A 26098-nucleotide genomic window follows, 5' to 3' on the forward strand; every position below is an offset into this window, starting at 1 on the left:
ACTCGCAGTCGGCGCGCTGCGTTTTACGTCCCGCTGCAGTGCCCCTTGGATGCCGGCACGTCCAGGGTGGGGTTGCGGTCGAAGAATCCGTCCGGCTTCATCTTGAACCCGGTGTAGTCGACGGGCATGACCGGCCAATCCTCGAGCCTAGGCGTGTGCGTCAGGCCGAAGGTATGCCAGACGACGAGGTCGGTGTTCTCCACGGAACGGTTGGCTGCGGTGAAGGCAGGGAGCCCGGCTCCGCCGGGATGCTGGTTGACGTAGTCCCCGGTGGGGTAGCGCTGCGACTCGTCGAAGGGCGTCACCCACAGGTGCTTGGTCGCGAAGGCCGCTCGCCGCGCGATCGACGATTCGTCCGCCGCGAGCAGCAGTGGGTTGCCCTCGGGATGAAGGCTGTAGGCAACGGGCTTCCCAACGGCGTTGCGCTTGTTGGGGTTGACGATGTTCCACACCCGTCCGGTCGAGCGATCCGCGACGCGTTGCGCTTCCTCTTCGGTGCGCAGCGGGGTCTCCGACGTCGTCCACGCGTTGCCGTGCGGGTTGCCCTCCCCTATCGGCACGCGGACGACGTTCTTTTCGACGACGGTGTTGGCGGCACCGTCCACTTGCATGTGCAGTCGTGCGCAGAACAGGTGCTGATGGAACGGCGCACCCAAGCCCGGCGCGATCTCGCTGGCGTACGGGTTCTCCGTGCGTCCGGGCCCCGGGTAGGCCGAGGTGAAGACGACGCCGGTGGCCTTGGCCTCCAGTTCGATGGTGCCGTCGAGGTACAGGTACCAGTAGAACCCGTAGTCGTAGTTGCCCACGGTGGCGAAGAACGAGATGACCAGTCGGCGTTGGCGTCTCGTGCTGTCGGACCCCGCCCAGTCGTCGCGGTGCTTCCACAGGATTCCGTAGTCCTCTTCGTGGATGCAGATCGCGTTGCCGATGGTGCGGGGGTTGCCAAACTGGTCGGCGACGACGGCGTCGAGATAGGTGATGTCACCGAGACAGTCGCAGCCCAGGCGCAGGCTGTTGGCCATCTGGCCGATGAGGTATTCACCGGTGTCGAAGTAGTTCTGCCAGTCACGGATTGGTGAGGGGTCCGCGTAGGGCACCACCATTTCGGCCACCGACCCACGGAAGACGATCGGGCGCTGTTCCTCACCGTCGGCGAAACCGAGCTGATGCAGGACCACGCCCTCGCGTGCGTCGAAGGTGACGCGGACCTGCCACTTCTCCCAGGACAGGAGGTTGCCGTCCAACGTGAAACTAGGCCCCTCCGGTTGGGTGATCTCGATGGGCTTCTGCGTAGTTCGCGGTGGTCCGGTCACCTCGGGATCGTTGAAGTTTCCCAACGCCTCCGGGATGGGCACCGGCCCCATGTCGATGAGGTCGACGACGACTTCCTCGGTGACGTCGACGAAGGCGACGAGGCCGTCGATGGGGTGGGCCCAGGGATGGTCGGCCGGATGGTCCTGCCGAAAGGCCAACCCGCGCAATATTCGTCGGCCGGCCTCGTTCGGGTGGTCGAAGAATCCCGCAGACAGCGGTGCCACCCTGACCTGACTGACCTCGAGGCCGCGGGCGGACAGCGACGCCAGCCATCGAGGGTCAGTGGCGAGGATTCTCTCGACGGATTCGAACTCGTGAGTCAACACCGGAAGTTGACCGTCGGTGGCAGCATTCAACGTCTTCGACGACGCCACTGTGCCGGACCCGGTCGACACGACGACGTCGGTACCGACCCCGCTGCCGATGTCCTGGATCATCACGCGGAACCGGCGGTCGACGGTCCCCGACTCCAAGTCGGCCGGGGTGGGCTCATCCTGGCCGAGGTACGCGATCCGAGAAGCGTCGCCGAGCAGGCCCGCCTCGCTCAGTATCCGACGCACGGCCAGCACGTCGTCGGTGGTCGTCATGGCCAGCGGATGGGTCGTGTGCGATGACAGGCTCGTCATGGTCGGTGGTCCTTCACTTTGGAGGGGATTCGGTGGCTGATTGTGTTGACGGGCAATCGATCAGGCGAAGGGCACCGGCGTCAGGGTGTACTTGGTCTGCAGATACTCGTGGATGCCCTCGGCTCCGCCTTCTCGTCCGAGGCCGGACATCTTCCAGCCTCCGAAGGGCGCCGCGGCGTTGGAGACGACACCGACGTTGAGACCCATCATGCCGGTGTTGATTCGTTCGATCATGCGTTGGCCGCGGCGGAGATCCTCGGTGTAGACGTAGGAGACCAGCCCGTACTCGGTGTCGTTGGCCAGGGCGACGGCCTCGTCCTCGTCGTCGAACGGTGCGATGGCCAAGATCGGCCCGAATATCTCCTCCCGAAGGAGGTCGCTGTCGGCGGCGACGTCGGCGAGGACGGTCGGTGCGAAGAAGGTGCCGGGCCGATCGATCCGGGTGCCGCCGGTGGTGACGGTGGCACCGCGGCCAACGGCGTCGTAAACCAACGCCTCGGCCTTGGCCACCGCGGCGTCGTCGATCAGGGGACCGATCGTCACGCCGGGTTCGGTGCCGCGTCCCACGGTGAACGCGTCGACCCGCTCGGTGACGCGTCGGGTGAATTCCTCGAGCACGGAGCGGTGCACGATGAATCGGTTTGCGGCGGTGCATGCTTGGCCGATGTTGCGGAACTTGGCCGCGATCGCCCCGTCGACGGCGTCGTCGAGGTTGGCGTCGTCGAACACGACGAACGGTGCGTTGCCGCCCAGTTCCATCGACGTGCGGAGCACCCCCTTGGCCGCCTGCTCGAGCAGGCGCTGGCCGACGGGCGTGGAGCCGGTGAAGGACAGTTTGCGCAGCCGCGGATCGGCGATGATCGGCGCGGAAAGGGCGGAGGACTTCGAGGTGGTGACGACGTTGAGCACACCGTCGGGCAGCCCGGCCTGTTGCAGCACGTCGGCGAGCAACAGCGTGGTCAACGGCGTGAGCGCGGCCGGCTTGACGACGACCGTGCAGCCCGCGGCCAGGGCGGGGGCGATCTTGCGAGTGGCCATGGCCAGCGGGAAGTTCCACGGGGTGATGAGGAAGCACGGTCCCACCGGGTGCTGCGTGACGATCATGCGGCCGGTGCCTTCGGGATTCGCCCCGTAGCGGCCCTGAATGCGCGTCGCCTCCTCGCTGAACCAGCGCAGGAATTCGCCACCGTAGGCCACCTCACCGCGCGCCTCGGCCAGCGGCTTGCCCATCTCCAGACTCATCAGGAGGGCGAAGTCCTCCTTGCGTTCCTGGACGATGTCGAAGGTCCGGAGCAGGATGTCGGCTCGCTGCCGTGCGCTGGTGCCGGCCCACGACTGCGCGGCGTCGTCTGCGGCCGCCAAGGCGGCCATCCCGTCGGCGGGGGTGGCGTCGGCGATCTGCTTGATCACCTCACCGGTGGCAGGGTCGTAGACGTCAAGCGTCGCAGCCGAACTCGACGGCCGCCAGGCGCCGGCGATGAGGAGCTCGTGCGGTACGGCGGCGAGCAGGTCTCGGTCTTTAGCGACCTGTTCTCGGATGGCGGTCACGCGTAGTCCTTCGTCAGGTGGGCGGTGTACTGCGGGATGAAGACGTCGCCGAAGAAGTCGGCCAGCTCGCTCGTCGCGGTCAGTGGCAGCACGTGGGCGACGTACTGGTCGGGCCGGACGACGACGACGACGCCGCGGCGGTCGATTTGGCGGGCGTCGAAGATGTCGGCGCCCGGCTGGGCGGCGTACACCTTCTCGTAGTCGACCAGGTGCAGCGGACCCACTCGGGGCAGGAAGATCGGGGGCACGGTGGCCAGGTCGACGTCGACGTGGGCCTGCTGATAGATCACCTTCACGTCGAGGATGGCGTCGACGTCGACGTCCTTCGGGGTGTAGGCGACCACCGGCGAGTCCGGTGAGTTCGCCAACCAGTCCGCCCACTCATCGAGCACCGGAGCGCCCGCTGCCCCGGTCGGTCCGGCGAATGCGTATATCCGCCAACGCCCGTCGGCGCGGTGGTGGTGGCCAAGGTGGACGGGATTGCCGTCCGCGACACGGATCACGGGTGCGGACTTGAAACGCTTGCCGATGGGGAAGCCCTCGGCGAGCAGCTGGTGGGCCGGCGCGGCGACGATCATCGACGGTTGGTACTGGGTCATGAATCCGGCGGGGAACTCGGCGGTCTTGACGTAGAAGTCCTCGAGTTCGGACGGTGAGTCGAAGTCCTCGGGGCGCTTGGCCATCATGTGCGACCACTGCTTGTCGAAGTCGATGAGGTTCTGCGCGATCACCTGGCGCTCACTGGAATACGTCGACAGAAGCGATTCGGGGCTGCGTCCGTCGAGGACGTGGCCGAGCTTCCACCCGATGTTGAAGCCGTCTTGCATCGAGACGTTCATGCCTTGGCCGGCCTTGGCGCTGTGGGTGTGGCAGGCGTCGCCGGTGATGAAGATGCGGGGTGTGCGCAGGCCGATGTCCTCGGGGGTGACGTCGTCGAACCGGTCGGTGACCCGGTGTCCGACTTCGTACACGCTGTGCCAGGCCACGTCGCGGACGTCGAGCGTGTAGGGGTGCAGGATCTCGTTGGCGTTGGCGATGATCTGCTCGATGCTGGTGGTGCGGACCTTGCCGTTGTCGTCTTCGGGCACCTCGCCCAGGTCGACGTACATCCGGAACAGGTAGCCGCCCTCGCGCGGGATCAGCAGGATGCTGCCGCCGGTGCCGGATTGGATGGCACACTTGGTGCGGATGTCGGGAAAGTCGGTCACGGCGAGTGTGTCCATGACGCCCCAGGCGTGGAAGGCTTTGTCGCCCTTGGGTGTGCATCCGATGGCGTCGCGGACGGCGCTGCGGGCCCCGTCGGCGCCGACGACGTACTTCGCGCGGACCTTACGCGTGTCGCCGACCTCGTCGCCCGACGTGTGCGCCAGGGTCACCGTCACCGGGTAGTCGGCGTCCTGGTCGACCTCTAGGGAGCGAAACTCGAGTCCGAAGTCCGGACGCATCCGGGTCGGAGAGTTGGCCATCACCTCGGCGAAGTGGTCGAGCACCCTGGCCTGGTTGACGATCAGGTGCGGAAACTCGCTGATGCCGGTCGTGTCGTCTTGAGTACGGGCCGTCCGCACGATGCGCGACGGATCGTCGGGATCCGGCTTCCAGAAAGCCATTTCGGTGATGCGGTAGGCCTCGGTGACTATCTGTTCGGCAAATCCGAAGGCTTGAAACGTCTCGACGCTTCGCGCCTGGATGCCGTCGGCCTGTCCGACTGCAAGGCGCCCCGGCCGACGTTCCACTATTCGAGTGGTGATGTTCGCGAACTGAGACAGTTGCGCGGCGGCGATCATCCCGGCGGGACCGGTGCCGACGATGAGGACGTCGACGTGCTCGGGCAGATCGTCGGGGCGGTCGAGGCCGACTCCGGCCGCCGGCTGAACACGGGGGTCGCCGGACACGTATCCGTGGTGGTGGAACTGCATGCTCAGCCTCTCGTCATCATTCGGATTGGACTCGACGGGTCCGCTTCGTGGGGTGACGCGTCCACGAAGTCCCGCATTCGACTGCCCACCCGCTGTGCTGTGGGGCACCGTGAAAACTGCTTGCGATCCACGTCACAGATGATATACGATTTCAAATATGATGCAAGAGCGGATGGACGACGCAGCGTGACCCCCCAGAACCACGTTCTCGCTCCGGGCAAGATCGTCGCGATTCACCTGAACTTCACGTCGCGCGCCGATCAGCGCGGGCGACGGCCGGCGAACCCCTCCTACTTCTTCAAGCCGTCCAGCTCGGTGGCGTCGACCGGTGACACCGTCGAGCGACCGGCTGGTACCGAGTTGTTGGCCTTCGAGGGCGAAATCGCCTTGGTGATCGGCACTCCCGCGCGCCATGTGCAGATCGCCGACGCCTGGGATCACGTCGCAGGGGTCACCGCCGCCAACGACTTCGGTCTGTACGACCTGCGTGCCAACGACAAGGGCTCGAACGTCCGCTCCAAGGGCCGCGACGGGTTTACCCCCCTGGGGCCCAACGTGATCGACGCCCGCACCGTGGATCCCGCCGCGCTCCGCCTGCGCACCTGGGTCAACGGCCGACTGGTACAGGACGACACCTCGGAGACGCTGCTGTTCCCCTGCGCTCAGTTGGTGGCCGACCTGTCGCAGCACTTCACCCTCGAGACCGGCGACGTCATCCTCATCGGGACACCGGCCGGCTCGTCGGTCGTCGTCCCCGGCGACGTCGTGGACGTCGAGGTCGACGCCCCGACGGCGCCGGGCGCTCCGTCCTCGGGTCGTCTGAGCACCACGGTCGTCAACGGCAACACCGAGTTCGACCCCGCCGTGGGTTCCCTACCCAGCGTCGACGACCACCAACGGGCCGAGGCATGGGGATCTCGCGAGGCCGCAGGCCTTTCTGCCGAAACTCCCACACTCACCGACGAGCTTCGCCGCAAGCTCCTTTCGGTACCCGTCGCCGGACTGTCACAACAGCTGCGCAAACGGGGCCTGAACAACGTGTCGATCGACGGGGTGTCGGCCATCGCGCCGGGCACCAAGTTGGTGGGCACGGCGAAGACTCTGCGCTTCGTCCCCAACCGCGAAGATCTGTTCACGTCGCACGGCGGTGGCTACAACGCACAGAAACGGACGTTCGACGCCGTGAAGCCAGGAGAGGTCATCGTCATCGAGGCCCGCGGGGAGACCGGCTCGGGCACCCTCGGCGACATCCTTGCGCTGCGCGCCAAGGCGCGTGGAGCCGCGGGTGTCGTCACGGACGGCGGCGTGCGCGACTTCGACGCGGTCGTGGCGATTGGGCTTCCGGTCTTCACCGCAGGCGCCCATCCCGCCGTCCTCGGACGCCGGCACGTGCCGTGGGACTTCGATCTCACCATCGCCTGCGGCGGGGCGACGGTGCAGCCCGGGGACGTCATCGTGGGCGACGGTGACGGCGTCATCGTCATTCCGCCCGGGCTGGCCGAGGAGGTCGCCGACGCGGCGCTCGAGCAGGAAGTCCAGGACGGCTGGATCGCCGAACAGGTCGCCGCTGGCCATCCCGTCGACGGGCTCTTTCCGCCGAACGCCGAGTGGAAGAAGAGGTATGCCCAATGGCGAGTGAGTCGGTGAAACCTGCCGTGCGGCAGAGTAAGTCGCAGCAGGCATATCAGTGGATCAAAGAACGCATCACCGCCAACGAATACACCGCCGGCTACCGGCTGGTGCTCGGCGCGATCGCCAAGGAACTCGACATGAGCGTCGTTCCCGTGCGTGAGGCGATCCGGCAGCTCGAGGCCGAGGGCTTCGTGACCTTCGAGCACAACGTGGGCGCGCAGGTGGCGATGGTCGACGAGGCGCAGTACCGCGACAGCATGGTGGCCCTGAGCGTCCTCGAAGGCGCCGCGACCGCCCTGGCCGCACGCCGACTCACCGCAGCCGACCTGCAGCAGGCGCGCGCGATCAACGAGCGCATGATCGCCACGCTCGACCACTTCGACCCCCTGCTGTTCACCAGTCTCAACCAGGAATTCCACGCCACCCTGTTCACCAAGTGCGTCAACGCCCGCATGGTGACCTTGGTGCAGGCCGAATGGGCCCGCCTTGGCCACCTGCGCTCGTCCACCTTCTCCTTCGTTCCCGGCCGCGCGCACGAATCGGTGTGCGAGCACGGCACCATCGTCGACCTCATCGAAGCCGGCGCACCGCTGCAGGAGATCGAAGACGCCGCCCGGCGCCACCGCACCGCCACTCTCGACGCCTACCTGGCCCACGAACATCCCGACCGCGACGACTACGGCCTCCCGGCCTAACCCCTCGAATGGAGCAACGATGACCGACACCGTTACCTCGACAGCTGCCCGCCACGTGCCCGCCGATCTGCCAAACCACTTGCAGCACTACATCGGCGGCGCCTTCGTCGACTCCCTGGACGGCGACACGTTCGACGTGCTGGATCCCGTGTCCAACGAGACGTACGTGACGGCCGCCGCAGGCAAGATGGCCGACGTCGAGCTGGCCGTCGCCGCTGCGCGAACCGCCTTCACAGACGGCCCGTGGCCTCGCATGCTGCCGCGCGAACGCTCCCGTATCCTGCACCGGATCGCCGACATCGTGGAGTCGCGCGACGCGCGGCTGGCCGAACTAGAGTCCTTCGACTCCGGGCTGCCCATCACCCAGGCGCTCGGTCAGGCCCGCCGAGCCGCGGAGAACTTCCGCTTCTTCGCCGATCTCGTCGTCGCGCAGGCCGACGACACCTACAAGGTGCCCGGACGCCAGATCAACTACGTCAACCGCAAGCCGATCGGCGTGGCAGGCCTGATCACGCCGTGGAACACGCCGTTCATGCTCGAGTCCTGGAAGCTGGGACCGGCCTTGGCAACCGGTAACACCGTCGTGCTCAAACCCGCCGAGTTCACGCCGCTGTCCGCGTCGTTGTGGGCGGGCATCTTCGAGGAGGCCGGGCTACCCGCGGGCGTGTTCAACCTCGTCAACGGACTCGGCGAGGACGCCGGCGACGCACTGGTGAAACACCCTGACGTGCCGCTGATTTCGTTCACCGGCGAAAGCAGCACGGGCCAACTGATCTTCGGAAACGCCGCACCGTTCCTCAAGGGACTGTCGATGGAACTCGGCGGCAAGAGTCCGGCGATCGTGTTCGCCGACGCCGACCTCGACGCCGCCATCGACGCAACGATCTTCGGCGTCTTCTCCCTCAACGGCGAACGGTGCACCGCGGGCAGCCGCATCCTGGTCGAGCGCTCCATCTACGACGAGTTCGTCACGCGCTACGCCGAGCAGGCCAAGCGGGTCGTCGTCGGCTACCCGCACGACCCGAAGACCGAGGTCGGCGCGCTCGTCCACCCCGAGCACTACGACAAGGTGATGAGCTACGTCGAGATCGGCAAGACCGAGGCTCGGCTGGTGGCCGGCGGTGGCCGCCCGGACGGCTTCCCCGACGGAAACTTCATCGCTCCCACCGTATTCGCCGACGTGGCGCCGACCGCGCGCATCTTCCAGGAGGAGATCTTCGGTCCCGTCGTCGCGATCACCCCGTTCGACACCGACGAGGAGGCCCTCGCGCTGGCCAACGACACGAAGTACGGGCTGGCCGCCTACGTCTGGACCAACGACCTGAAGCGAGCGCACAACTTCTCGCAGAACATCGAAGCGGGCATGGTGTGGCTGAACTCCAACAACGTTCGCGATCTGCGGACGCCGTTCGGCGGGGTCAAGGCATCCGGGCTCGGACACGAGGGGGGCTACCGGTCGATCGACTTCTACACCGATCAGCAGGCCGTCCACATCACCCTCGGCAAGGTGCACAACCCCACCTTCGGCAAGCCCAGCCACGAAAGCCATTGAGCGACAGTCACACCAGCGACACTTCCCCGACCACCTCGAAGGACACCGACCATGACCACGACGCCGGAATCGCCCGAACTCGCCAGACAGCGCATCGCCACGCCATCCTCTCCCCCACCAGACGTATTGCGCTGCGCCTACATGGAATTGGTGGTGACCGACCTGGCGCGGTCGCGTAACTTCTACGTCGACGTGCTGGACCTGCACGTCACCGAGGAAGACGAGAACGCCGTCTACCTCCGTTCGCTCGAAGAGTTCATCCACCACAACCTGGTGTTGCGCCAGGGACCGGTCGCCGGTGTGGCCGTCTTTTCCTACCGGGTCCGTACGCCCGAGGATCTCGACAAGGCCGTCGCCTTCTACACCGAGCTGGGCTGCCGCGTCGAGCGTCGCGCCGAGGGCTTCACCAACGGCATCGGCGATTCGGTGCGCGTGGAGGACCCGCTGGGCTTCCCGTACGAGTTCTTCTACGACGTCGACCACGTCGAACGCCTCGCGTGGCGCTACGACCTTTACACCCCGGGCGCGCTGGTGCGCCTCGACCACTTCAACCAGGTCACCCCCGACGTGCCCAAGGCCGTCGCCTACATGGAAGACCTCGGCTTCCGCGTGACCGAGGACATCCAGGACGACGACGGTACCGTCTACGCCGCCTGGATGCGGCGCAAGCCCACCGTCCACGACACCGCCATGACCGGTGGCGACGGACCCCGCATGCACCACGTCGCGTTCGCCACCCACGAGAAGCACAACATCATCGCCATCTGCGACAAGATGGGCGCGCTGCGCATGTCCGACCGCATCGAGCGCGGTCCAGGCCGCCACGGCGTGTCCAACGCGTTCTACCTCTACGTGCGCGACCCCGACGGTCACCGCGTGGAGATCTACACCCAGGACTACTACACCGGCGACCCCGACAACCCGGTCGTCACGTGGGACGTGCACGACAACCAGCGCCGCGACTGGTGGGGCACCCCGGTGGTGCCGAGCTGGTACACCGACGCCTCGCTCGTCTTGGACCTCGACGGCAATCCTCAGCCGGTGAAGGCCCGCACGGATGCCCGCGAGATCGACGTCACCATCGGTGCGGACGGCTTCTCCTACACCCGCCCGAGCGACGAGGACATGCCTGACTGGAAGAAGGGCGAGTACAAGCTCGGCGCCCAGCTCTGACAACCACTTCCAAGGAGAAAAGATGCTATCCGCCAAGACCATCACGGCCATCGCCGACGAGTTGGCGACCGCTGAGCGGGACCGAACCACGGTGCCACTGCTGACGGCGCGCTACCCCGACATGACCGTCGAGGATTCCTACGCCGTCCAGAACGAGTGGCGCCGCCGCGGTTTGGCGGCCGGTCGCCGTCTCGTCGGCCGCAAGATCGGACTGACCAGCAAGGTGATGCAGATGGCCACCGGCATCACCGAGCCCGACTACGGCGCGATCTTCGACGACATGGTCTTCGACAACGGCGCGGTGATCGAGCACGACCGCTTCTCCAACGTCCGCATCGAGGTCGAATTGGCCTTCGTCCTCGGCGCCCCGATCGACGGCCCGAACGCCACGATCTTCGACGTTCTCCGCGCCACGGAGTACGTCGTGCCCGCGCTGGAGATCCTCAGCTCGCGGATCGAGATGGCGGGGCGCACCATCGTCGACACCATCAGCGACAACGCCGCCACGGGTGGACTGGTCTACGGCGGCAACCCAACTCGGATCGGCGACGTCGACTTGCGCTGGGTTGCCGCGCTGCTCTATCGCAACGAGACGATCGAGGAGTCCGGCGTCGCCGCCGCCGTGCTGAACCATCCCGCGACCGGGGTGGCGTGGCTGGCCAACAAGCTGGCCCAGCACGGCGACCGACTGGAAGCCGGAGAGGTGGTCCTCGCCGGATCGTTCACCCGTCCCATGTGGGTGCATCAGGGCGACACCGTGCTCGCCGACTACGGACCGATGGGAACGATCTCGTGCCGCTTCGTCTGAACGGAACCCTGCGCGACGCGCTGGCCGCTGCCACCGGCCCCCTGTACGGCGGGTGGATCTGCATGGGGTCGCCGACGTCGGCCGAGATCATGGCCGGTTCGGGACTGGACTGGGTACTGGTCGACATGGAGCACGTGCCCAACGGCTTGGAATCGGTTGTCGCACAACTTCATGCGGTCTCCGGATACCCGACCACACCCGTGGTCCGGGTGCCGTCGGGCGACGCCGTCGTCATCAAGCAGGTACTCGACCTCGGCGCCCAGACCATCCTCGTGCCGATGGTCTCGACGGCGGAACAGGCTCGCACCGTGGCCGCCGCCGCACAGTATCCGCCCGCCGGCATCCGCGGCGTCGGCAGCGCGCTGGCTCGCTCGGCGCGCTGGAACCGAGTCGAGGGCTACCTGCTCGACGGCGCCACGCACGTCTCGGTGTTCGTCCAGATCGAAACCACCGAGGGCGTGGACAACGCGCGGGCCATCGCCGAAACCCCCGGCATCGACGGCGTCTTCCTCGGCCCCAGCGACCTGGCCGCCTCCATGGGACTCTTGGGTCAGCAGACCCACCCCGACGTCGTCGCACGGGTCGAGCAGGCCTTCACCGACGTGCTGCCGACCGGAAAGTTCATCGGCGTCAACGCCTTCGTGGCCGAACAGGCCAGGAACTACGTGAAGGCCGGCGCATCGTTCGTGCTGGTGGGTGCCGACGTCGCACTGCTCGCACGCGGATCCGAAGCGCTTGCCGCACAGTTCGTCTCCGGTGACGGCCATCGCGAAAGCTATTGAAGATGACTTCATTTCAATGAGAGGACTCAACGCATGTCAATGAAGACGCGCACGTCGGTCATCCGGCAGGCACCCGGCCGGTATGAGACGGTGACCGTCGACCTCGACGACCCTCGGCAGAACGAGGTCACCGTCAAACTCGCCGCGGCCGGGCTCTGCCACTCCGACGACCACGCCGCCACGGGAGACGTGCCGGTGGGCATCTATCCGTTTGCCGGCGGTCACGAAGGATCCGGTGTCATCACCGCGGTGGGCCCCGACACCCCCGGTTACGCGATCGGCGACCACGTCGTGTTCTCGTTCCTGCCTGCCTGCGGACGCTGCGAGTTCTGCGCCCGTGGCATGTCGAACCTCTGCGACCTTGGCGCGTCGTTGCTCACCGGCGCCAGGGCGGAGGACACGACGAGCTTCCGGATGCACCTCGACGGTGCTCCCGTCGGCCAACAGTGCGGCATCTCGACGTTCAGCGACTACACCACGGCGTCAACCGCTTCCGTCGTCAAGGTGGACCCGGCACTGCCGCTGAAGCAGGCGGCGTTGTTGAGCTGCGGGGTGCCGACCGGTTGGGGTTCGGCCGTCAACTCTGCTCGCGTGCAACCCGGGGACACCGTCATCGTGATGGGCATCGGCGGCATCGGTGCCAACGCGCTGCAGGGCGCCGTACACGCCGGGGCCACCGCGGTCATCGCGGTCGACCCGGTGCCGTACAAGTTGGAGCAGGCCAAGACCTTTGGCGCCACCCACGCCTACGCCACGATCGACGAGGCAGCCGACTACGCCCGCTCGATCACCAACGGCCAGGGCGCCGACGCCACCATCGTGACCATCGGCGTCGTCGACGGCGACCACGTCGCCCAGGCGTTGGCGTCGGTCCGCAAGGCAGGCACCGTCGTCCTCACCGGACTCGGCGACATCACCGCTGCCGGCGCGCCCATTCTGCTCGGCGACCTGGCCCTGATGCAGAAGCGTCTACAGGGATCGCTCTTCGGCGAAGCCAATCCGCGTCGAGACATCCCGAATCTGGCCCGGATGTACCTCGCCGGACAGCTCAAGCTCGACGAACTGATCACCACGGAGTACACCCTCGATCAGGTCGCCGAAGCCTATGACGACATGCACGCGGGCACGAACATCCGCGGCGTCATCACCTTTGATTGAAATCGCCCTAGCCTCCTGGAAGGACCCACCATGACGGTCACCTACGCATCTCTGCTCGAGGACGTCACCGACACCGCCGGCGACCAGATCGTCGATCCCGCCACCGGCGAGGTCGTCGGTCGGGTTCGGTTCCGCACCGTCGCCGATCTCGACGCCGCGGTCGCCCGCGCCCGCGACGCACAGCCGGCCTGGGCCGGGTTGACCGACGAGGACCGCGTGGCGCTGCTGCTGCGCGCCGCCGACGCGATCGACGCGGCCGCCGAACCGTTGGCCGAACTCCTGTCACGCGAGCAGGGCAAGCCGCTCAACGGGCCCAACGCACGCTTCGAAGTGGGTGCGTGTGCCAAGTGGCTGCGGGCGACCGCCGACACCCCCTTGCCCGGCGAGGTGCTCGTCGACGACGACACCGACCACGCCGAAATGCATTACCGGCCAGTCGGTGTCGTCGGGGCGATCGGCCCGTGGAACTGGCCCATGATGATCACGATGTGGCAGATCGCGCCCGCGCTGCGGATGGGCAACACCGTCGTGGTGAAGCCGTCGGAGTACACCCCGCTGAGCGTGCTGGCTCTGGTCGGCGTCATGAACGGCGCTCTTCCCGTCGACGTGTTGCAAGTCGTGGCCGGCAAGGGCGACATCGGTGCCCGCATGTCGAGCCATCCCGACATCGGCAAGCTGATGTTCACCGGGTCGACCGCGACCGGACAGGCCATCATCAGGGCGTCGGCGGACACGGTGAAGCGCCTCACCTTGGAACTCGGCGGCAACGACGCGGGCATTGTCCTTCCCGACGTCGACCCACGCGCGATCGCCGAGGACTTGTTCTGGGGTGCCTTCATCAACACCGGTCAGACGTGTGCGGCTCTCAAACGTCTATACGTGCACGCCGACGTCTACGACGACGTGTGCGCCGCACTCGTCGATGTCGCCAAGGCGATGCCGATGGGCCGCGGGCTCGACGAGGCGAATGTGCTTGGTCCACTTCAGAATCGGCAGCAGTACGACATCGTGTCCAAGCTGGTCGACGCCGCCAAGGGCTCGGGCGCACGGGTGTTGCTCGGCGGTACGCCCGACCACGAGGCCGTCGGCAACTTCTACCCCACGACCTTGGTCGCCGACGTCGACGACGGGAATCCGCTGGTCACCGAGGAGCAGTTCGGGCCTGCACTCCCCATCATCCGATACGACGACGTCGACCAGGCCGTCACGATGGCCAACGGTCTGGACGTGGGCCTCGGCGCCTCCGTGTGGTCGGCCGACAAGGACGCCGCCCGCGCGGTGGCCGCTCGCCTTCAGGCCGGCACGGTGTGGATCAACTCCCACGGTGGCATCCATCCGATGATTCCCTTCGGCGGAGTGAAGAAGTCAGGCTACGGACTCGAATTCGGTGTCGAGGGACTCAAGGGTGTCTCGGTGCCGCAGGTGATCAGCGGCTGACGCCCGCGTTCGGAACGCCCCAAGCCTGCAACACCACCCGCCCACCCACTCCCACACAACAGCCGTCTACCCCAACCTCGGAGTCGTCAATGTCCAACCTCGAAACGTCGCCAGCCAGCGAAGACGCAGGCGCACAGCCGGTTTCAACGCACGACTCCGATCGGGCGGGCCTGCGGCCCGGCCACCTCGGGGCCGGGGCGATCATCTTCTTCGTCGTCGCCGCGGTCGCGCCCATGGCGGCAATCGTGGGCGCATCGCCGATCGTGTTCTCCGTCCAGGGGCCCACGACGCCGATGGTGTACCTGTTGGCCGCACTGCTGTTCGCGGTGTTCTCCGTGGGTTACGTGGCGATGAGCCGACACATCACCAACGCCGGCGGCTTCGTCGCGTACATGGCCCAGGGCCTCGGCGCGCGAGTCGCGACCGCCGGCGCCGCGCTGGCGATCTTGTTCTACGGCACCTTGCAGGCGGCGCTGTGGTCCCAATTCTCGGTCTTCGCGCAATCCTTGGTCGCAGACAAGCTGGGCGTCGAGGTTCCGCCGTGGGTGATCATGTTCGTCGCGCTCTTCGCAGTGACCGGCCTGGTCATGCTGGGGATCGACCTCAGCCTCAAGGTGCTTGGAGTGTTGGTAGCACTCGAAATCGCCGTCTTCGTCGTGCTCGACGTCGCGATCATCGTCGGCGGTGGCGGCCCGTCGGGCAACTCGTTCGCGGCCTTCAACCCCTCCGACCTCGTCGGCCCCGGGCTCGGAGTGGCGTTCCTGTTCGCCTTCTCGTGTTTCACCGGATTCGAGGCGACGGTGGTGTTCTCCGAAGAGGCCAAGAACCCTCGTCGAACGATCCCCCGTGCGGTCTACGGATCGATCGCGTTCATCGGCGGGTTCTACGCACTCACCGCCTGGGCGCTCGGCAACGCGGCGGGGAACGACTCCGTTCAGGCCGCCGCCACCGCCGATCCCGCCGGTTTCGTGTTCGCCATCGCCGAGCGGGAGGTCGGAGGCTGGCTGAGCACCTCGATGGAGGTGCTCGTGGTGACCAGCTTCATCGCGATGCTCATCGGATTCCAGAACATGTTCGCTCGCTATGTCTACGCCTTGGGCCGCGCGCACGTCCTGCCCGCTCGTCTGGGAACGGCAAGCAGCAAGGGCACCCCCACCGCTGCTGCGCTGGGCGTCGGAGTCTTGCTGACCGTCATCCTGGCCGCCTTCCAGCTCGCCGGCGCGGACCCCATCACGGTCACCTACAGCTGGCTGCTGTCGCTGGGGACTGTGGCGCTGATCGCCATCCTCATCCTGACCTCGGTGTCGGTGGTGGCCTTCTTCGCGAGGACGAAGCTCGAACGGAATCTGTGGGTGACGGTGCTGGGCCCGATCCTCTCGATTGTCGGGTTCGGCTACGTCGCCTACCTGGCGATCACCAACTACGACGCATTGCTCGGCGGCCAGGGTGGCATCGCCAAGTGGCTGCTGATCCTGATTCCGGTGTTCGCCGCCGCGGGCTACATATGGGCCCTCATTCGCCCGGGAGTCGACTATCAGGCCGCGCTGGTCTGAGGGCGAGCTCGCGTCAGTCGTCCGCGACCACGGCGCCGCCGTTTACGACGCTCGCCAACGCGTCGACGGCATCGGTGACTTGATCGACAGTTATTGAACCGCAGATGAATTGAAGCATGAGGCCGTCGAGCGCGGCGAACAGCGCCAGGTTGAGGGCGTCGCTGGCCGGTTCACCATCGCGGAGCCGGCCAGCTGCGATCCTGTCGACGTATTTGCGGTACAGCTCTCGCACTACGGGCTGCAGTTCCGGGCGCCTCCTGGCTTCCAGAATCATTTCGTACTGGAACGCCGCGGAGTCTGGTTCGGAAAACACGTTTTCGATCAACGCGGTCCTGAACGCCGGTGCGCCGCTCGCGTACTCCGACAGATCGGCGCCGGCAATGGCGCGATCCACGCTCCATTCGAGGGCAGCCTCCAGCAGCTTGTCGCGTGACCCGAAGTGATGGGCTATCAGGGTGTTGTTCACCCCAGCCTCCTCGGCCACGGCGCGAAACGTGAGACCGCGCAAGCCCTTTCTCGCGACGGCCGTCACCGCGGTCTGCACGCAGCCAGATCCATCATCACCACAACCGAAGGTTGACGGATTTCCGCGTTTACTCCAGTCGGCCGATCTCGATGGTCGGCACGTCGACGACATGGGCCCCACCGTCCACGACCAACGTGGCACCACTGATGAACGACGCATCGTCGGAGGTGAGAAACCATACGGCTGAGGCGATTTCGGCAGGTTCTGCCACCCGCCGCAACGGAACGTCGGTGCTGACGAGGCGGTAGCCGTCCTCGGCCGTTGCCTCCGACTCCCCCCTGCTGGCGGCGAACTCCGCCATCTCGGCGTCGGCCATCGGGGTGCGGACCCAACCTGGACAGATGGCGTTCACCCGCACCCCGCGCGGGCCGTAGTCCCGAGCCATGGACTTGGACAGCCCGATCATCGCGTGTTTGGCCACGGTGTAGGCGGCGACCGACGGACCCGCGAAGAGCCCGGCGAGTGAGGACACCAGCACCATCGAGCCTCTGGTGTCGACCAACGGCGGAATCGCCGCGCGCGCCATCACGAACGCGGTGTCGAGGTTCCCGCGCATACTTTGCGCCCATTCCTCGTCGGTGGTGTCGCCGACCGCGTGGTAGCCGTGACCACCCGCATTGGCAATCAACGAATCCAGCCGCCCGTAACGGTCCATGATCGAGGAGACGATCCGCTCGGCGTCAACGGTGCGCGACACGTCACCGGCCATGGTGTCGGCACCGGTCTCAGCGGCGATTCGCTCCAACCGCGACGCGTCGCGCCCCACGGCAACCACCTGCAAGCCCTCCGCGGCGAACCGGCGGACGATGGCCGCGCCGATACCGGATCCGCCGCCGGTGACGATGGCGACGCGACCGCTCTCGACGGCGGTCATGCCGGAAAGCCGGATCGCGCCATGTAGCCGAAGTCGCACACGACGCTCGTCCCGTTGATGCCCCGGTTGGCTGGCGACAACAGGTTCAACACGTGATGGGCGACGTCATGGGAGCTCAGGACCGGGAAGTCGGCACCGACGAACGCGTCGTCGCCCAGATCGTCGCGGGCCATCGGCGTGTCGACGACGCTCGGACACACGCTGTTGACCCAAATGCCGTCGGGGGCCAGTTCCACCGACAGCGCCGCGGTGAGCTGCCGAACAGCGCCCTTGCTGGCGATGTAGGGCAACATTCCCTGGCTCGCCACGAAGCCCGAATCCGATCCCATCAGGACCACGCGCGCGTCCCGTCCCCGGCGTAACGCCGGCAACGCTTGCTGAACGAACAGAAACGAGCCGATCACGTTGACGCGGTAGACGTCTGCGAAATCCGCCGCGGTCAACTCGTCGGTGCCTAGCCCGAAACGTCCGGAGATGCCTGCGGCGGCGACAACGCCGTGCAGGGGTCCGTCGCCAGCCCCAGCGCGCCAAGACCGGGGGCGACGAAGGTGCTCCACCACGCCCGGTCACCCCGACGTCGGAAGAAGACGACCACCGACACCGCCGCGAGGGCCTGCAGGCAGATGATCGCCAACGTGCCGAAGCCGGTCATCGAGGCCGTCAGGGCGGCGATCGGATCGAGGCCGAGCGCCGCGAACACCCCGGCCACCGCCGAGGCGAAGACGACCTGCGCCGTGCTCGCATTGCGGGGCACCCCGGCGGTGGTCTTGGCCAACACGGTCGGCAGCACCTGGGCCCGGCTGAGCGCGAAGATATAGCGGCTGGCCGCGTTGTGCAGGGCGAGCAACGCGGCGAACAGGCTGACGACGAGAAGCACTTGCATGACGTCGGTCAGGAAGGTTCCCAGCACGCCCTGCGACGTCGCGATCAGCAGATCACCCTTCGCCAGGTGCTCCACGCCGGCCTCCTGAGCGCCGTCGACCCCGATGGCGCTGACCAGTGCCAACGACGTGATCGCGGCGAAGACGGCGATGCAGACGACGGCGATGTAGGTGGCACGCGGCACGCTGCGCTGCGGATCCTTGGCTTCCTCACTGAACAGCGCCGTCGCCTCGAAGCCGATGAAGCAGGTGGCCGCAAACAACAGGCCAAGGCCTACCGATCCGCTGAAGACGATCCCCGGGCTGAAGGCCGTCAGGTCGTACCCGGACTGGAACAGCACTGCGACGTCGAAGACGACGAGGATGCCGACCTCCAGGATCAGCGACACCCCTAGCACCTTCGCGGAGAGGTCGACGCCGCGGCGCGACAGAAGGAAGACGGCGAGCACCGAGAGCGCCGACCACACCTCCCAGCGGATGTCGAGGCCGAAGATGTTGTCGACGACGGTGCCCGTCAACGCACCCGACGTCCCCACGGCGCCTGCGACGAAGCAGTTGTAGCCGACCAACGCGATGAGTGCGCTCGACAAGCCCAGCGGGCGGCCAAGTGCGTTGCAGATGTAGACGTAGAAGCCGCCGACGTTGGTGATGTGTTTGCTCATCTGGGCGTACCCGACGGCGAACAGAAACAGGATCGCGCCCGCGATCACGAAGGAACCGGGCATCCCGCCGCCGTTGCCGAGTGCGATCCCCAGTCCGGCAACCACCACCATCCCCGTGAGCGGAGCGACGGCCGCCAGCACCAGAAAGGCGATTCCCGCGGTGCCCAGCGCGTCGCCGCGCAGGACCCCGTCGTGAGTCGGACCGGTGGATTCGGCTGGCGGGGTGGTTTCCAGAGCCATGTGACCTCCGACAATGCGTGCGCACCCAAAGGGATTGCGCTGTAGCCAAAAGCATGCTGCCCATCGCGCAAAATGCCATTGCCGTCCAGCGCACTGAAGTTGCATCTGAGCGCACACCCGCAAACCACCGCTGCGCCCAGCGCCGGGTGCCACCTGCGAGTTATGCTTCGCGGATTAACTTTCGTCGGGAGCAGTTCATGTCCGAGACACGTAGTCCAACACCGCAGAGTCCAACCCCCCAGTCGGTGACGAGCCTCGACGACTGGCGTCGGCTGATCAGCACGTCGTTCGTCCCACTCGACGTCGAGTCCAACGACAGGGGCGACTTCACCGGCGCGCTGCGCACACACAACACGGGCGGCGTCGGATGGTTTTGGCTGTCCGCGTCCGCGCACACCGTGACCCACGACGAGGTTGCCGCCGCCGCGTCCGGAGATGCCGGACTCTACAAGCTGTCGGTGATCGTCAGCGGGACCGGACTGCTGATCCAGGACGGACGCGAGGCCGTTCTTCGCCCGGGAGACATGTCGATCTACGACGCGGGGCTGCCCTACACGTTGGCGTTCGACCACGACTTCGAATCGCTGGTGCTCATGTTCCCGCGTTCCATGATCGACGTGCCAGTCGACGCGGTGCGAAGCGTGACAGCCGTCCCAGTGGAGGCGGGCAGCACATTGGGCAGGATCGTTTGCCCGGCGCTGCTGGCCGTGGGGAGCGACTTCGACGCGTTGACGCGGCCGTCGTCGGCCCGGCTCACGCGCTCGCTGCTCGACCTGGTTGGCACGATCTGCGCCGACGAGGTCGGCTCCCGTTCCGACCGTGAGGGCATCGCGTCGAGTCGGCTGGCCAAGATTCAACACCACATCGAAGCGAACCTGGGCAACCCGTCGCTGTCACCAGTCACGATCGCTCGCGCGCAATACATTTCAACTCGTCACCTGCACAATCTCTTTGCCGAGACGGGTGTCGGCGTCGCGGAGTGGATTCGCACCCGCCGGCTGGAGAAGTGCCGGCGAGACCTGTCGGACCCGTACTCGACCCACGTGTCGATACGCGAGATCGGCCAGCGCTGGGGGCTCACCGACCCCGCCCACCTTTCGCGGTTGTTCAAGGCCGAATACGGGGTCAGCCCCCGCGAATACCGAAGCCACGCCACCGCTGGTGCCCACCAGCTGCTCGGCGATGCCGCGGACTAGGACCGGCCTCCCCCCAAGGCGCCCGAAACCATTGCGACGCTTCGCAATCGCGCCATATGACCGCAATTGCTTGATCATGAGCCCCCTGTCGTTGGCCGTGTGTGGTCAAACCGCGGCGCCACCCACCGGCGGACCTCTTTCGACGTAAGAATCCGAGACGGAAAGATTCGAGCCAAGGGAGCAGATTTCAGATGAGTAACCAGCCGGACCAAGACGTCGTCGACGTGGTGGAGACCTACGTGCGCGGTGTCACGACGGCCGACGCACCCACCGTCGCCTCGGCCTTCAGCGACGACGCCCACATGTGGGGCTACCTCGGCGACGAATACGTCTCGGTGCCGATCAGCGGCTTCCTCGAAGTCGTCGCCACCGGACCAGATCCCGCCGAATGGATCGAGGACTACCACCACGCGATCCGCGACGTAGAGGTGAGCGGCGACGTCGCCAGGGCCGTACTCGACGAAACCGGTTATGCCGGAGCGAACTTCACCAACTACTTCACCTTGGTGCGGGCATCCGAGCGCTGGCAGATCGTCAGCAAGACCTTCATGCTGACCGAATGAACGCCTGACCTCCTACGCGTTCGATCTCGGCCCGCAAGGCGTCCAGAGACTCGGCGACCCCGAGGGACTCCGTGTCGCCCGTGGCCCCCGTCGGCGGCGGCACGTGCACGAATCCGTCGAGCAGCGGCCCGATTCCGTCATGGGTACGACTGCCGTCGAGCGCCGCACCGGCCAGGGTGCGCCCATAGTCGCCGCCGATGACCGACAGGATCGTGTAGCGATCGGGTTCGCCACCGCGATGGTGGTATTCCCTGGCTTGGCGCACCGCTTCGTCGCAGGCCTCCGGAGTTCCGCTCAGGAAGCTGGCTTTGGTGATTCCGGCCGGTGCCAGCCGGACCAACCGCTCGGCAAGGTCGACGACCGCGGGTGTGGACAGCGGTCCGCCGGTGGTGAAGTGTTCGAGGGTGAGCATCTGCTCGGCAATCGCGTCGGCGATCTCGACCTGGCCGTATCCCAGCGTCAGGATTCCTGCTGCGGCGTACGCGTCGAGTAGCTGGCGCCGGCGGTGTCGGTGATGGTGCAGCCGAACCCGGCTGCCAGCACTGGGCGCTCGAGCGGGGCGTGAACTGGTCGGGACAGGACTTGTGGGGTTTCAGATGGGTTGCGGATCGAGCGCCCTCCAGGGTTTGGCGGTGCAATCGGTCGTCAACGTGTGACGTAGACGAATAGTGGGCCATCTCTGAGCGTTTGGGTGGCCGAGTGGCTCTGATGTACCGCCGAAGACAAGTTCTGTCCCCCTGTCGGTCAAGTGAGCCCCAGCCCGCTCGGCGAATCGTCAAGTCCCGCAGGCGCTGAGCGGGTGAACAGCGCGCCGAGCAGCCCCAGCGCCACACCGACGCCGCCGACCACCAGAAGGCCCATGTTCGGGCTCCACCGGTCGACGACGACCCCAGCCAACGCGGCGCCTGCGCCGCCGCCGAGGGTGAGCGACGAGGATTGGAGGCCCATCGCGCGGCCACGCACCCCGTCGGGTACCTGTCGGCTAAGTGCCTCCGCCGCGGCCGCCAGCAGCGGCGCACAGCACGCCGCCGACGGAATGGCCAGCACGACGATGACGATCCAGGAGTGCGCGCATGCGATCAGTGCCACCGCAGCGCTCATCACCACCAGGAGCAGCCACGGTGCGATCGGCTTGCTGAGCAGACCGTAGACGAAACCGCCCGCCAACGACGCGGCACAACTGACGGCGATGACCACGCTCAGCATGCGGGTCTGGTCGAGGTCCCGGAGTTGGGCGGTGATCGCCGCGTCCATGCCGAGCAGCGCCAACGTCGCCCCCGTGGTCACGATCATCAGCCCGACGGTGTGGCGGGTCCACCACCGCCCGTCGGTCTTCGTCCAGACCTCCGGATCAGTCCGCGGCGGTCGCACCGGCGGGTTCAGAACCGTCAGAGCTACGCCGCCAAGCAGCATGATCACGGTGACGGCGGGAAAGGCGACCTCACGACCGACGGTGGTGAACAGCAGGACTGCGATCGGCGGGCCGATGGCGTAGGCGATTTCGAACATCATCGAGTCCAGCGCGTAGCCGGTTTGCAGCTCAGACGCGGGCAGCATCGCCGCCAGACACTGCCGAGACAGCGAGAACGCCGGGATCGCCAGTAGCCCGCCGACGAGCGCCAGTGGCGGCAACACCGGGTAGGGCACGTGCTGCGCCGTGCCCCAGAACAACGCCTCGGCGGCCGTGGTGACGACCATGACCGCTCGCAGCCCGAATCGGTCGACGGCAGTGCCGGCCAGCGGTGCGCCGATCGCGGTGCCGGCCGCCATGGCGGCGGCCACCAGCCCCGACTTCGCGAACCCCAGATCCAGTTCGAGCGCGACGTGCAACGTCAGCAGCAGTGGTGCGGCCGCAAGCGGGATGCGCAGCACCACGAACACCACGAGCACGGCGGACACCCCGGGGCGCCCCAACACACGCCGGTACGGCCCGAGGCGCGTTGCGCTGCCGCCGACTGCGTCCGCCTCGACGTCCGGGCCGATGTCAGCCCCGATCGAGCGCCCCCCGCAACGGGACGACGCCGGAGGAGTCGGTCCGCACTCGCAACAACCGTCCGACCATCTCGCCGGCGGAGTCCTCCAAGAATTCGACCACGAACAAGTTCTGGCCGTCGAAGGTCAGGTTCATCGGCCGGTCCGCATCACCGAGCGGCAAGTGCTGCACCGACGAACCGTCCGCGGCGATGACGTCGATCGTGCCGCTTCCGAACGACGTCACCCACAGCGAGCCGTCGACGGCGACCTTCACGCCGTGGGGTGTGTGCCCGTCGGGCAACTGGGCGACGGTGTGCACCGAACCGTCGGGGCGAACGCGACGCACCCGGTCGGTGTACCCCTCGGTCCAGACGACCGAACCGTCGGCCTCGCCGACAATGCCTGCGGGAAAGGTGATTCCAGTGTCGACGACGGTCTCGGCATCACCGTTGGGACTGATCGCGATGATCCGACCGTGACCGCTGCGCTCCTGACGCAGAGCGGGGTCGAACTCCCAGATGTGCGAGTCGGCGACCCACAGCCGACCGTCGGCTCCCCACGCCAGGTCGTGTGGGGAGACCAGCGCTACGCCGTCGACTTCGGTCAGCACAGTCTCAACCGATCCGTCGGTGAGGTCGACGCGCTGCACGCACGGTGGGATCGCGTCGTCGGCAAGCCAGAAGTCGCCGATGCGGCCGCCGGTGTGCGCCAGATACGCCTGCCCGTCGGATCCCATCGTCAACGCAATCGGCCCCGAGGTGGTCTTACCGACTGCGGTGCCGTCCGGCCCTGCCGGCCAGGCGTTCAACACGCCGGAGTGCACGTCCAGGCAGATGAACCGGCCGTCTGCGAGCAGGTCGGCGCCCTGGGGCATCTCGCCGAAGTTGTTCTCCAGCACGTCGACGTCGATCAGTGTGGCCATGATGTCCTCATTCGGTGGTGGTGTGGGCTACGTGTGACGGTCATGCGCTCAGATCGGCGAGAACGCCGTGCAGCGCCCCCACCGTTCGGGTGACCTCAGCGGGTGTGAAGATCAACGGCGGCGTGATGAGCAGGTGCTCGTAGCCACCCATCAGGATGACCCCGGTGCGCTGCCGAATCAGGGTGTCGAGCGACGGCGCAGCCGGCCCTGGGCGCAAGGCCCCCGGCGTGCCTGCCCGCTGCAGGTGCACGCCGATCATCAAGCCGACTCCGGTGACGGCACGGACACATGGCAGGGCCAACAGCTCGGCCAGCTCCTCCTGGAACTGATCTCCGCGCGCAGCTGCGTTGTCGCACAGATTCTCTCGCTCGATGATCTCGATGTTGCGCAATGCCAGAGCGCAACTGGTGGTGTGCCCGGCATAGGAGCCACCTGCGTGGGTGCCGTGGATGGTCTTGGCCACCCGACCGGAGATCACGATCGCTGCGATCGGGGCGTAGCCACTGGCCAACCCCTTGGCGAGCACCATGACATCGGGAGTGACGCCGTAGTGGTGACTGCCGAACCAGCGTCCGGTGCGCCCAAGGCCGGTCACGACTTCGTCTGCGACCCAAAGGATGTCGTGTCGCTGAAGGACCTCGCACATTCGCGGCCAATAGTCCTTGGGAGGGCCGACCATGCCGGCAGGCCCGAAGATCGGCTCACCGAACAGCGCGGCGATCCGGTGGGCTCCGATCCGCTCGATGGTCCGCTCGAGTTCTGCGACGCAGTATTCGGTGATGCCGTCGGGCCCGAAACGTTCCGGGGACAGCACGTCCGGGAACGTCAGCGACACGGTGGCACCCGACATGTACGACGGCAGCCGACCGGAGAGCTCGAGACCACCGTAGGTGTGCCCGTGGTAGCAGCCCGCCAGGGTCAGCACCACGTTCTTGTCCGGCATGCCCCGCAGCAGTTGGTAGTTCCTGGCGATCTGCAGCGCGTCGTCGTCGGCCTCGGAGCCCGAGCAGGCATACCTGACCTTGCCGTCGGGTATGCCGGACAGCTCGACCAGCCGTTGCGCCAACGCCACGGCGGGGATGCTGCTGAACTCCGCGTGTGTGGTGAAGTGTTCCAGGGTGGACATCTGAGCCGCCGCCACCTCGGCCATTTCGGTTCGGCCATGGCCTATTTGGCTCAGCCACGCGCCGGCGTGCGCGTCGAGGTACTCGTTGCCGTCGACGTCCCAGACCGTCGACCGGTCACCACGTACCAGCAGCCAGGGCGGCACCGGCGGATCGGCCTCACCGCCGTGCGAGAAGTACTTGCCGTCGGCGTCGCGCCATGCGCGGGCCTCCTCGGCAGTCATCAAGCCATTGGTCACGCTAGAACTCACCGGCCCGCCACTCCCAGCGCGGACTCGACCTCGGCGCTGGACCCGATCTCACAAATGACCGACAGCCCGTGCTCCAAGGCGCCGTCGTGCCACTCGGCACTGATGGAGCACAGCGCGTCGGCCGCCAGCACACACCGATAGCCGATGTCGGCCCCGTATCTGGCGGTGCTCTCCACCGAGAGGTTGGTGTAAGTGCCGGTCAGAATGATGGTGTCGACCGCGGCGGCACGCAGGATCATGTCCAGACCGGTCCCGGCAAAGGCACCGAAACGTTCCTTGTGGACCACGATTTCGCCGTCGCGCGGCTCGAGTCCGGCGATGATGGCCATGTCCGCGGCACTGTCTTGCATGTCGGGGTCGTCGGCCAGCTCCCGAAACAGCGGGGGCAGGAGGCCACCCGGCCGGACGCCGGTGGCACTGCGATGGTGGGCATGTATCACCAGCACCTCATTGGCGCGTGCGACCTCGAGCAGACCGGCGATGTTGGCCACCGTGTTCTGGGCCTCGGCGTGCTCCCCGGCATCGGATCCAGGTCCGGCCACCCCGACGTGCATGTCGAGCACGATCAGCGCAGCGCGCGTGGGGTCGATCGACGAAATCTCGGTCATCGCAACAGCTCTCTTCTTGGTTCTTGCCGGGTACTGCTCGATTGTGGTTGCGCGCTGTGGCGCGGTGTTGTCGTTGTCGCTAC

At 66.8% G+C, this 26098-nt stretch carries 23 protein-coding genes; 11 read left to right on the forward strand and 12 right to left on the reverse strand.

What is annotated here, in order from left to right; all coding sequences use genetic code 11:
- Nucleotides 1-23: 23 nt before the first annotated feature.
- Genes B1790_RS13190 through B1790_RS13200 form a run of 3 tightly spaced genes read right to left on the reverse strand, consistent with a single transcriptional unit; the run spans nucleotide 24 to nucleotide 5404 of the window.
- The gene (locus tag B1790_RS13190) at nucleotides 24-1940 is read right to left on the reverse strand and encodes a primary-amine oxidase (RefSeq protein ID WP_079923639.1); all 1917 of its coding nucleotides are present in this window, start codon (nucleotides 1938-1940) and stop codon (nucleotides 24-26) included.
- Between the two features lie 60 nt (nucleotides 1941-2000).
- A complete protein-coding gene (locus B1790_RS13195; RefSeq protein ID WP_233165090.1) occupies nucleotides 2001-3488 on the reverse strand; it encodes an NAD-dependent succinate-semialdehyde dehydrogenase in 1488 nt (495 codons plus the stop codon).
- Entirely contained in the window at nucleotides 3485-5404 is a 1920-nt protein-coding gene (locus tag B1790_RS13200; protein WP_079923640.1) for an FAD-binding monooxygenase, read from the reverse strand. The genes B1790_RS13195 and B1790_RS13200 overlap by 4 nt, the downstream gene beginning before the upstream one ends.
- A gap of 138 nt (nucleotides 5405-5542) precedes the next feature.
- Here B1790_RS13200 and B1790_RS13205 point away from each other — a divergent pair, with 138 nt between their 5' ends.
- From B1790_RS13205 to B1790_RS13245, 9 genes are all read left to right on the forward strand, one after another.
- Complete coding sequence (locus tag B1790_RS13205) at nucleotides 5543-7051, forward strand: fumarylacetoacetate hydrolase family protein (RefSeq protein WP_079923752.1); 1509 nt, start codon at nucleotides 5543-5545, stop codon at nucleotides 7049-7051.
- The gene (locus tag B1790_RS13210) at nucleotides 7033-7731 is read left to right on the forward strand and encodes a GntR family transcriptional regulator (RefSeq protein WP_079923753.1); all 699 of its coding nucleotides are present in this window, start codon (nucleotides 7033-7035) and stop codon (nucleotides 7729-7731) included. The genes B1790_RS13205 and B1790_RS13210 overlap by 19 nt, the downstream gene beginning before the upstream one ends.
- A gap of 19 nt (nucleotides 7732-7750) precedes the next feature.
- Nucleotides 7751-9283 (forward strand): 5-carboxymethyl-2-hydroxymuconate semialdehyde dehydrogenase, encoded by a 1533-nt coding sequence (hpaE, locus tag B1790_RS13215; protein WP_079923641.1) that lies wholly within the window; start codon nucleotides 7751-7753, stop codon nucleotides 9281-9283.
- Between the two features lie 51 nt (nucleotides 9284-9334).
- Nucleotides 9335-10456 carry a 3,4-dihydroxyphenylacetate 2,3-dioxygenase gene (hpaD, locus tag B1790_RS13220; RefSeq protein WP_079923642.1) on the forward strand — a complete coding sequence of 374 codons (1122 nt, stop codon included), beginning with the start codon at nucleotides 9335-9337 and terminating at the stop codon, nucleotides 10454-10456.
- A 22-nt stretch (nucleotides 10457-10478) separates the two neighbouring features.
- Nucleotides 10479-11264, forward strand: coding sequence for a 2-oxo-hept-4-ene-1,7-dioate hydratase (gene hpaH, locus B1790_RS13225; RefSeq protein WP_079923643.1), 786 nt, complete (start codon nucleotides 10479-10481; stop codon nucleotides 11262-11264).
- Nucleotides 11249-12046 (forward strand): HpcH/HpaI aldolase/citrate lyase family protein, encoded by a 798-nt coding sequence (locus tag B1790_RS13230; protein ID WP_142271283.1) that lies wholly within the window; start codon nucleotides 11249-11251, stop codon nucleotides 12044-12046. Before hpaH ends, B1790_RS13230 begins: the two co-directional genes overlap by 16 nt.
- A 39-nt stretch (nucleotides 12047-12085) precedes the next feature.
- Nucleotides 12086-13204 (forward strand): NDMA-dependent alcohol dehydrogenase, encoded by a 1119-nt coding sequence (locus tag B1790_RS13235; protein ID WP_198951997.1) that lies wholly within the window; start codon nucleotides 12086-12088, stop codon nucleotides 13202-13204.
- A gap of 30 nt (nucleotides 13205-13234) precedes the next feature.
- Nucleotides 13235-14641: an aldehyde dehydrogenase family protein gene (locus B1790_RS13240; protein WP_079923645.1), complete on the forward strand. Its 1407-nt coding sequence runs from the start codon at nucleotides 13235-13237 to the stop codon at nucleotides 14639-14641.
- An 89-nt stretch (nucleotides 14642-14730) separates the two neighbouring features.
- On the forward strand, nucleotides 14731-16194 hold the full coding sequence (locus tag B1790_RS13245; protein ID WP_079923646.1) for an APC family permease: 1464 nt from the start codon (nucleotides 14731-14733) through the stop codon (nucleotides 16192-16194).
- 13 nt (nucleotides 16195-16207) lie between these two features.
- Here the strand turns inward: B1790_RS13245 and B1790_RS13250 are convergent, their stop codons facing one another.
- From B1790_RS13250 to B1790_RS13265, 4 genes are read right to left on the reverse strand one after another with little or no spacing between them, the layout of a single operon-like run.
- The gene (locus B1790_RS13250) at nucleotides 16208-16738 is read right to left on the reverse strand and encodes a TetR/AcrR family transcriptional regulator (RefSeq protein WP_198951991.1); all 531 of its coding nucleotides are present in this window, start codon (nucleotides 16736-16738) and stop codon (nucleotides 16208-16210) included.
- Nucleotides 16739-16787: 49 nt separating this feature from the next.
- Nucleotides 16788-17594: an SDR family NAD(P)-dependent oxidoreductase gene (locus B1790_RS13255; protein ID WP_079923648.1), complete on the reverse strand. Its 807-nt coding sequence runs from the start codon at nucleotides 17592-17594 to the stop codon at nucleotides 16788-16790.
- Nucleotides 17591-18154, reverse strand: coding sequence for an SDR family oxidoreductase (locus B1790_RS13260; protein WP_079923649.1), 564 nt, complete (start codon nucleotides 18152-18154; stop codon nucleotides 17591-17593). The genes B1790_RS13255 and B1790_RS13260 overlap by 4 nt, the downstream gene beginning before the upstream one ends.
- Nucleotides 18049-19377 (reverse strand): APC family permease, encoded by a 1329-nt coding sequence (locus B1790_RS13265; protein ID WP_079923650.1) that lies wholly within the window; start codon nucleotides 19375-19377, stop codon nucleotides 18049-18051. Before B1790_RS13265 ends, B1790_RS13260 begins: the two co-directional genes overlap by 106 nt.
- Before the next feature lie 197 nt (nucleotides 19378-19574).
- On the opposite strand from B1790_RS13265, the gene B1790_RS13270 reads away from it, so the two are divergent.
- Together B1790_RS13270 and B1790_RS13275 are read left to right on the forward strand one after the other, a co-directional pair.
- A complete protein-coding gene (locus B1790_RS13270; protein ID WP_158083816.1) occupies nucleotides 19575-20573 on the forward strand; it encodes a helix-turn-helix domain-containing protein in 999 nt (332 codons plus the stop codon).
- A gap of 191 nt (nucleotides 20574-20764) precedes the next feature.
- Nucleotides 20765-21136 (forward strand): nuclear transport factor 2 family protein, encoded by a 372-nt coding sequence (locus B1790_RS13275; RefSeq protein WP_079923652.1) that lies wholly within the window; start codon nucleotides 20765-20767, stop codon nucleotides 21134-21136.
- On the opposite strand, the gene B1790_RS13280 is transcribed toward B1790_RS13275, so the two are convergent.
- The 5 genes from B1790_RS13280 to B1790_RS13300 all read right to left on the reverse strand — a co-directional run bounded on the left by B1790_RS13280 (nucleotide 21120) and on the right by B1790_RS13300 (nucleotide 26015).
- Complete coding sequence (locus B1790_RS13280; RefSeq protein ID WP_079923653.1) at nucleotides 21120-21659, reverse strand: aminotransferase class III-fold pyridoxal phosphate-dependent enzyme; 540 nt, start codon at nucleotides 21657-21659, stop codon at nucleotides 21120-21122. The two genes, B1790_RS13275 and B1790_RS13280, sit on opposite strands and share 17 nt — an antisense overlap.
- A gap of 221 nt (nucleotides 21660-21880) precedes the next feature.
- Nucleotides 21881-23035, reverse strand: a complete 1155-nt coding sequence (locus tag B1790_RS13285; RefSeq protein WP_158083817.1) for an MFS transporter — start codon at nucleotides 23033-23035, stop codon at nucleotides 21881-21883.
- Nucleotides 23036-23120: 85 nt separating this feature from the next.
- The gene (locus B1790_RS13290) at nucleotides 23121-24032 is read right to left on the reverse strand and encodes an SMP-30/gluconolactonase/LRE family protein (protein ID WP_079923655.1); all 912 of its coding nucleotides are present in this window, start codon (nucleotides 24030-24032) and stop codon (nucleotides 23121-23123) included.
- A gap of 40 nt (nucleotides 24033-24072) precedes the next feature.
- A complete protein-coding gene (locus B1790_RS13295) occupies nucleotides 24073-25380 on the reverse strand; it encodes an aspartate aminotransferase family protein (protein WP_142271284.1) in 1308 nt (435 codons plus the stop codon).
- Nucleotides 25381-25403: 23 nt separating this feature from the next.
- Nucleotides 25404-26015, reverse strand: coding sequence for an isochorismatase family cysteine hydrolase (locus B1790_RS13300; protein WP_142271285.1), 612 nt, complete (start codon nucleotides 26013-26015; stop codon nucleotides 25404-25406).
- Nucleotides 26016-26098 lie beyond the last annotated feature (83 nt).

The organism is Mycobacterium sp. AT1, from assembly GCF_002043095.1.
GTDB lineage: Bacteria > Actinomycetota > Actinomycetes > Mycobacteriales > Mycobacteriaceae > Mycobacterium.